Genomic DNA, 6089 nt, shown 5'->3' on the forward strand with positions numbered 1-6089 from the left:
CGACAAAATAAATTGGAGATAGGTTTGGATACCGAATTACTGAAAACCTTTTTGGAGGTCAGTAGAACCCGCCACTTTGGGCGCGCAGCTGAATCTTTGTACTTAACACAGTCGGCGGTGAGTTTTCGTATCCGTCAATTGGAAAATCAGTTAGGTGCAAATTTATTCACTCGCCATCGCAATAATATTCGCCTAACACCTGCGGGTGAACGGTTGGTTCCCTACGCAGAATCGCTGATGAGTACCTGGCAGTTGGCAAAAAAAGAGGTTGCACACTCGCTACAGCACGCCGAGTTATCCATCGGTGCAACCGCATCACTATGGGAGGCATATCTGACGCCATGGTTACAACTACTCTATAAACAGCGTGAAGCATTGCGCCTTGAAGCACGAATAGCGCTCAGACAGTCACTGGTCAAGCAGCTGCACGAACGGCAACTGGATTTATTAATAACAACTGAACCACCGAAAATGGACGAACTGGCCAGCCAGCTACTGGGGCATTTTTCTCTACGGCTGTATTCGATGATTCCGCTTGATTCATTACAAGAAGTAACAGCGCCTGTTGCGCATAATAATGCAAATGAAGCGCCCTATATCAAACTTGAATGGGGTGCTGACGTCCATCAACAAGAAAATAGATTGCTCAACAGTGAACAAATGCCCGTATTAACCACCACCTCCGCACAGTTAACCCGACAACTGCTGGAAAGCACTGGCGGTTGCGCCTTCCTACCAGAACATTGGCAAAAAGAATATCCCCAGCTCATTATCAATGCTGACATTCCACCTGTTGTACGACCACTGTATGCAGTTTGGTTACAAAACAGCGACCAGCAAACATTGATCCGGCAACTCTTAAAAACACCAATAAATAACACAACCCAAAGCGCTACACCGGATTAAGTGGCGGCGACTTAGGGTGTGCCCGACGATTTAGATAAAAAGCGCTCATCGCCTTCTGAATGGCAATAAAACTAAATAACAGAATACCAATGACAATCTTGGTCCACCATGAACTAAGCGTGCCATCAAAAGTGATATAACTCTGGATAAGCCCCTGAATCAGGACGCCAAATAGAGTACCAAAAACGGTGCCAATACCGCCGGTGAGCAACGTACCGCCGATAACCACAGCAGCAATCGCATCCAGCTCAACACCACTGGCTGCTAAGGCATAACCGGCAGACGTGTAGAGAGAAAAAACAATTCCAGATAACGCGGCTAGCGTGCTCGACAGCATATAGATTTTTATCGTCGTTTGTCTGACCGGAACCCCCATCAAGCCGGCAGAAACGCTATTTCCCCCAATGGCATAGACGTTATGACCAAAACGTGTTCGATGAGCCAAGAGAATGCCAAATGCCACAACTATTAGCATGATAAAAGCTAATAACGTGAACCGCCCCCCGCCGGGGACTTTCCAGGCGAAATTTGCCAACGTGGCATAAAGTGGATGATCAATGGGTATCGACTCTTCAGACACGATAAAACTCATGCCACGAACGAAGAACATCCCAGCCAGAGTAATAATAAACGCAGGGAGTTTCAGAGAATCAATAATCCACCCCATCAATGCGCCAAACATCGCCCCCATAATCAATGTAATGGCAAAAGCATACATAGGATGAATGCCATAGGTTCCGATTAGCTTCGCCAGCAGCACGCCAGTAAACGCAATAACTGAACCGACAGATAAATCAATACCGCCGGATAAAATAACAAAGGTCATGCCCACAGCAACAATGCCCAAAAAAGCATTATCTGTCAGTAAGTCACACCAAACACGAGAGGAAGAGAAGCTGGGAAACTGACTGAGACAAAAGGCATATCCCAGAATAAAAACGGCGATAGTCATCAGCAAAGGAATATTACGCTTTAACATTATTTTCGCCTCGTGAAGATATGGCTCAATGAGATCATCGGTGACTGCACCACCAATACGGCTAACACCACAATGGCTTTAAGAACCAGATTGAATTCCGGTTGGTAGCCAGAAAGCAAAATCCCAGTATTCATACCCTGAATAATCAAAGCACCAATCACTGAAAGTAAAAGATTAAAACGCCCACCCATTAAAGATGCACCGCCAATGACCACCGCCAAAATAGCATCCAACTCCAACCATAAACCGGCATTATTAGCATCTGCACCACGGATATCGGCGGTCACGATAATGCCCGCAACTGCCGCACAGACACCACAAATGACATATACCGAAATCAGCACCAAACGGGTACTTACCCCCGCATTACGTGCTGAACGCAGGTTGATACCAACAGACTCAATAAACAACCCCAGTGCCGTTTTGCGCGTCAATAGCCACACAATAATCAGCATACTAAATGCGATGACCACAGACATTGGCATATACATCAAGGTGCTGCTGCCTAACTCTGCCAACCCTCCGCTATCAAATGTGACAATCTGGCCTTCGGTAATCAGTTGAGCTATACCTCGCCCTGCAACCATTAACATCAAGGTGGCAACAATCGGTTGAATTTGTAATACCGCGACCAAAAAACCATTCCATAAGCCGCATAACGCACCGACAGCAAGTGCTGCGATCAATACCACCAATAAGGGATATCCTGCGCTGGTTAATGTGGCCGCAGTCGCACCGGCTATCGCCATCACCGCTCCAACTGATAAATCGATGCCTCCGGTTGCGATCACTAACGTCATTCCCAGTGCCAATAACGCAACGGGAGCACCCCGGTTTAAGATATCAATCACACTGCCAAACAGCCGGCCATCCTGAATATGAATTGAAAAAAAGTGTGGTGCGACCAAACTATCAATCAATAAAATGACCGCCAGAGCACCAAATTGAGTAGCACCGCTCGGCAAGACCCATTTAACTTTACGCGGCCTTTGCGGCATAGATAGGCTCCTGTTTCCCATGAGGTAACTCCTTATTGCACCGCGATCGCCTGCATAATGGCAGGAACAGAAATCTCATCGTGACCGAGTTGTGCAATATGGCGACGATCTCGCAAAACAATGACGCGATCGGCGTAACCTGCCAATTCCTCTAATTCGGAAGAGATAATGAGCAGTGCTAATCCTTCATCACATAACTTTTCAATTAACCGAATGATTTCAGCATGAGCCCCCACATCAATGCCCCGAGTCGGTTCATCTAATATTAAAAATCGAGGTTTTGTGGCCAACCAGCGGGCTAACAAAACTTTTTGCTGGTTTCCGCCGGAGAGGTACTGAATTTGCTGTTCAGGGCCAGGAGTTCGAATACCCAATTGCTGGATAAAATCCTCTGCAATTTGGATTTGTTCACGTATAGAAATTGGCCTCAACCACCCGCGCTGGGCCTGTAGGGCCAAAATAATGTTTTCTCGTACCGTCGCGGCCCCCACAATGCCGTCAGTTTTACGATCTTCCGGGCAATAACCAAAACCATATTTCGACGCTTTTCGTGGCGTTCTAATTTTAACCGGTTTGCCCTGAATTTTGGCTTCGCCAGTATCAGGTGTGGTGACACCAAAAATTAACTGCGCTGTTTCCGTGCGACCCGAGCCTAATAGCCCGGCCAGACCGACAATTTCTCCGGGAGAAACAGATAAATCGAAGTTCTCCACCACTCCTCGCCGACTATAGTTTTTGAATTCAACTAATGGGTTACTTACCACAATATTATGTTCACCACGTTTTAATAATTGTTCGTCAAAGCTATGGCCTAGCATCATCTGAACCAATTCAATGCGGGGGAGTTCTGTAGTGTTTTTTGTGCCGACGAGCTTGCCATTACGCAAAACGGTAATACGATCGCTGATCCGATAAACCTGATCGAGGAAATGTGTCACGAAAACCATACCAATACCTTGATCACGCAACTGTCGCAAAATATCCAATAACATACTGACTTCTTTAGCATCCAAACTTGCCGTCGGCTCATCCAGAATCAATACCTTAGCGGATAGATCAACTGCCCGAGCAATCGCAACAATCTGTTGTATTGCAATAGAGAAATCAGCCAAAGGCCGCTGAACATCCAACTCCAGGCCATAGCCTTTCAGTAATTTTGTTGCTTGTTGATTCATCGTGCGATGATCAATTAATCCCCAATGCAATGGTTCACGGCCTATAAAGAGATTTGCTGCAATAGAGATATTGGGGAGTAAATTGACCTCTTGATAAACTGTACCAATGCCCATTTTTTGAGCATCTGCTGTATCAATAGGACAAATGGCTACACCATCTAAATAGACTTCGCCGGCTGCCCGCTTATAGACCCCGGTTAATGCTTTAATTAACGTCGATTTTCCTGCACCATTCTCGCCCAGTAAAGCTACAACCTCACCGCGCTGCAAAGAGAAATCAACAAAATCCAATGCCTTAACACCAGGAAATTCAACTGACAAGCCACGGACTTCTAGCAGTGTTTCCATCAGATGTACCCACGTTCAAAAATGACTCAGATATTGCCCAAATACAGGTGACGAAAGCAGGCGGGACAAATCCCGCCTTTTAAATCAATAACCCAAGCTCTTCTTGGATTCATATTCCTGTTTAGCCGTATCGGGCTGTAATAAACGTGATTCTGTCTGGATAAACTTAGGTGGCTGAGTGCCGTCCTTCTTCAATGCAATTAATGCATCAAAAGCTGGACCGGCCATATTGGGTGTTAATTCAACGGTAGCATTTGCTTCACCACTACTCATTGCTTTGAAAATATCTGGCACACCATCGATAGAAACAATTTTGATTTCGGAGCCAGATTTCAGACCCGCTTCTTTAATAGCTTGAATGGCACCAATGGCCATATCATCGTTATGTGCATAAACAGCACAGATATTTTTGCCGTTTTGCTCTGCTTTGATAAAGCTCTCCATAACCTCTTTGCCTTTACTGCGTGTGAAATCCCCTGATTGAGAACGAATTATTTTCACATTAGGCGCAAAGGCAATTCCATCAGCAAAACCTTTTTTGCGGTTAATGGCCACACTGGAACCGACAGTGCCTTGGAGTTCAACCACATTACAGGGTTTGCCTGCCACATCTTTCAACAACCATTCACCTGCAACCTTACCTTCATATACGCTGTCCGAAGCCACTGCCGCTGTATATAAAGAGGGGTCATTCACCTCAATCATACGATCAAGCAGGAATACCGGGATTTTGGCTTCTTTTGCTTCCTGTAACACTGGCGTCCAACCGGTTGCCACCACAGGAGCAATAAAAATGGCATCAACACCTTGGGCGATAAACGATCTTACTGCTTTGATTTGGTTTTCTTGTTTTTGCTGAGCATCCGCGATTTTTAATGTTATTCCGCGTTTCTCCGCTTCTTGTTTAGAAACTTTGGTTTCCGCAGAACGCCAACCGGACTCGGAACCTATTTGAGAAAAACCTACAACTAATGGAGCTGCTTGGACTGCACTACACATTGCTGCTGTCACAGCAGCCGCTAACAGTAAACGTCTGTACATATTTATCTCCTCACTTGCCATCGTCGAGCCGCTGACTCATTACTATTCTAAAGAACAGTTAATATGCTCATTCAGAACATTGATTGCGCTGAATTTCGGCCAATTTGCAGAGAATGTTATTCTCAAAATATATGATATTTTTTAAGGTGAGCTTCCTGATAGCTAAAAGGCTAATTAGTTTTAGTACATTTCGTGAAAGTAATAATGAGCAGCGTCACACCATAGAATAACAATCATTTTGTACATAAATTCAGCTAAATAGACATGGATTGGGAACGTTACCCTTATATGAGGCAGCAGGATTTTAATGAGAAATATGACTAATAAGAGTGGTTAGTGGAGTAATGGTAATTTGTGAGTTGACAGGATAAATGGGGATTTATGATGTGAACAATTTGAATAGATGTTAGCTAAACGGGAAATAATACGTAAAAAGAGGCAGACGAACTGTATGAAAATAGAACTAAATGGTTACTTTTGACATAAAAAAACCCTTCGCTTTCACGAAGGGCTATTTATATGGCAGGGGCGGAGAGATTCGAACTCGCGACACCCGGTTTTGGAGACCGGTGCTCTACCAACTGAGCTACGCCCCTAAATAATGCTTAACATTATGCCTGCTAAAATAAGCAGGCATAATTT

5 protein-coding genes and 1 tRNA gene are annotated in these 6089 nt (G+C 44.9%); 1 reads left to right on the top strand and 5 read right to left on the bottom strand.

The window, feature by feature from the left end:
• Nucleotides 1-24 precede the first annotated feature (24 nt).
• On the top strand, nt 25-906 hold the full coding sequence (hdfR, locus tag YALDO0001_RS14505; protein WP_042840155.1) for an HTH-type transcriptional regulator HdfR: 882 nt from the start codon (nt 25-27) through the stop codon (nt 904-906).
• Here the strand turns inward: hdfR and yjfF are convergent.
• From yjfF to YALDO0001_RS14530, 5 genes are all read right to left on the bottom strand, one after another.
• Nucleotides 893-1885: a galactofuranose ABC transporter, permease protein YjfF gene (gene yjfF, locus YALDO0001_RS14510; RefSeq protein ID WP_042840157.1), complete on the bottom strand. Its 993-nt coding sequence runs from the start codon at nt 1883-1885 to the stop codon at nt 893-895. The two genes, hdfR and yjfF, sit on opposite strands and share 14 nt — an antisense overlap.
• Entirely contained in the window at nt 1885-2904 is a 1020-nt protein-coding gene (gene ytfT / locus YALDO0001_RS14515) for a galactofuranose ABC transporter, ATP-binding protein YtfT (protein WP_082167923.1), read from the bottom strand. Before ytfT ends, yjfF begins: the two co-directional genes overlap by 1 nt.
• Before the next feature lie 11 nt (nt 2905-2915).
• Nucleotides 2916-4406 carry a galactofuranose ABC transporter, ATP-binding protein YtfR gene (gene ytfR / locus YALDO0001_RS14520; protein ID WP_004704183.1) on the bottom strand — a complete coding sequence of 497 codons (1491 nt, stop codon included), beginning with the start codon at nt 4404-4406 and terminating at the stop codon, nt 2916-2918.
• Between the two features lie 84 nt (nt 4407-4490).
• The gene (gene ytfQ, locus YALDO0001_RS14525) at nt 4491-5447 is read right to left on the bottom strand and encodes a galactofuranose ABC transporter, galactofuranose-binding protein YtfQ (protein ID WP_042840158.1); all 957 of its coding nucleotides are present in this window, start codon (nt 5445-5447) and stop codon (nt 4491-4493) included.
• Between the two features lie 520 nt (nt 5448-5967).
• A tRNA-Trp gene (locus tag YALDO0001_RS14530) sits at nt 5968-6043 on the bottom strand.
• Between the last annotated feature and the right edge of the window lie 46 nt (nt 6044-6089).

It is taken from the genome of Yersinia aldovae ATCC 35236 (genome assembly GCF_000173735.1).
Taxonomy (GTDB): domain Bacteria; phylum Pseudomonadota; class Gammaproteobacteria; order Enterobacterales; family Enterobacteriaceae; genus Yersinia; species Yersinia aldovae.

What these genes read in the sequence shown, in the direction of transcription:
- yjfF (WP_042840157.1), bottom strand. Translation starts at nt 1,885, where the DNA reads ATGTTAAAGCGTAATATTCCTTTGCTGATGACTATCGCCGTTTTTATT.
- ytfQ (WP_042840158.1), bottom strand. Translation starts at nt 5,447, where the DNA reads ATGTACAGACGTTTACTGTTAGCGGCTGCTGTGACAGCAGCAATGTGT.
- ytfR (WP_004704183.1), bottom strand. Translation starts at nt 4,406, where the DNA reads ATGGAAACACTGCTAGAAGTCCGTGGCTTGTCAGTTGAATTTCCTGGT.
- ytfT (WP_082167923.1), bottom strand. Translation starts at nt 2,904, where the DNA reads ATGGGAAACAGGAGCCTATCTATGCCGCAAAGGCCGCGTAAAGTTAAA.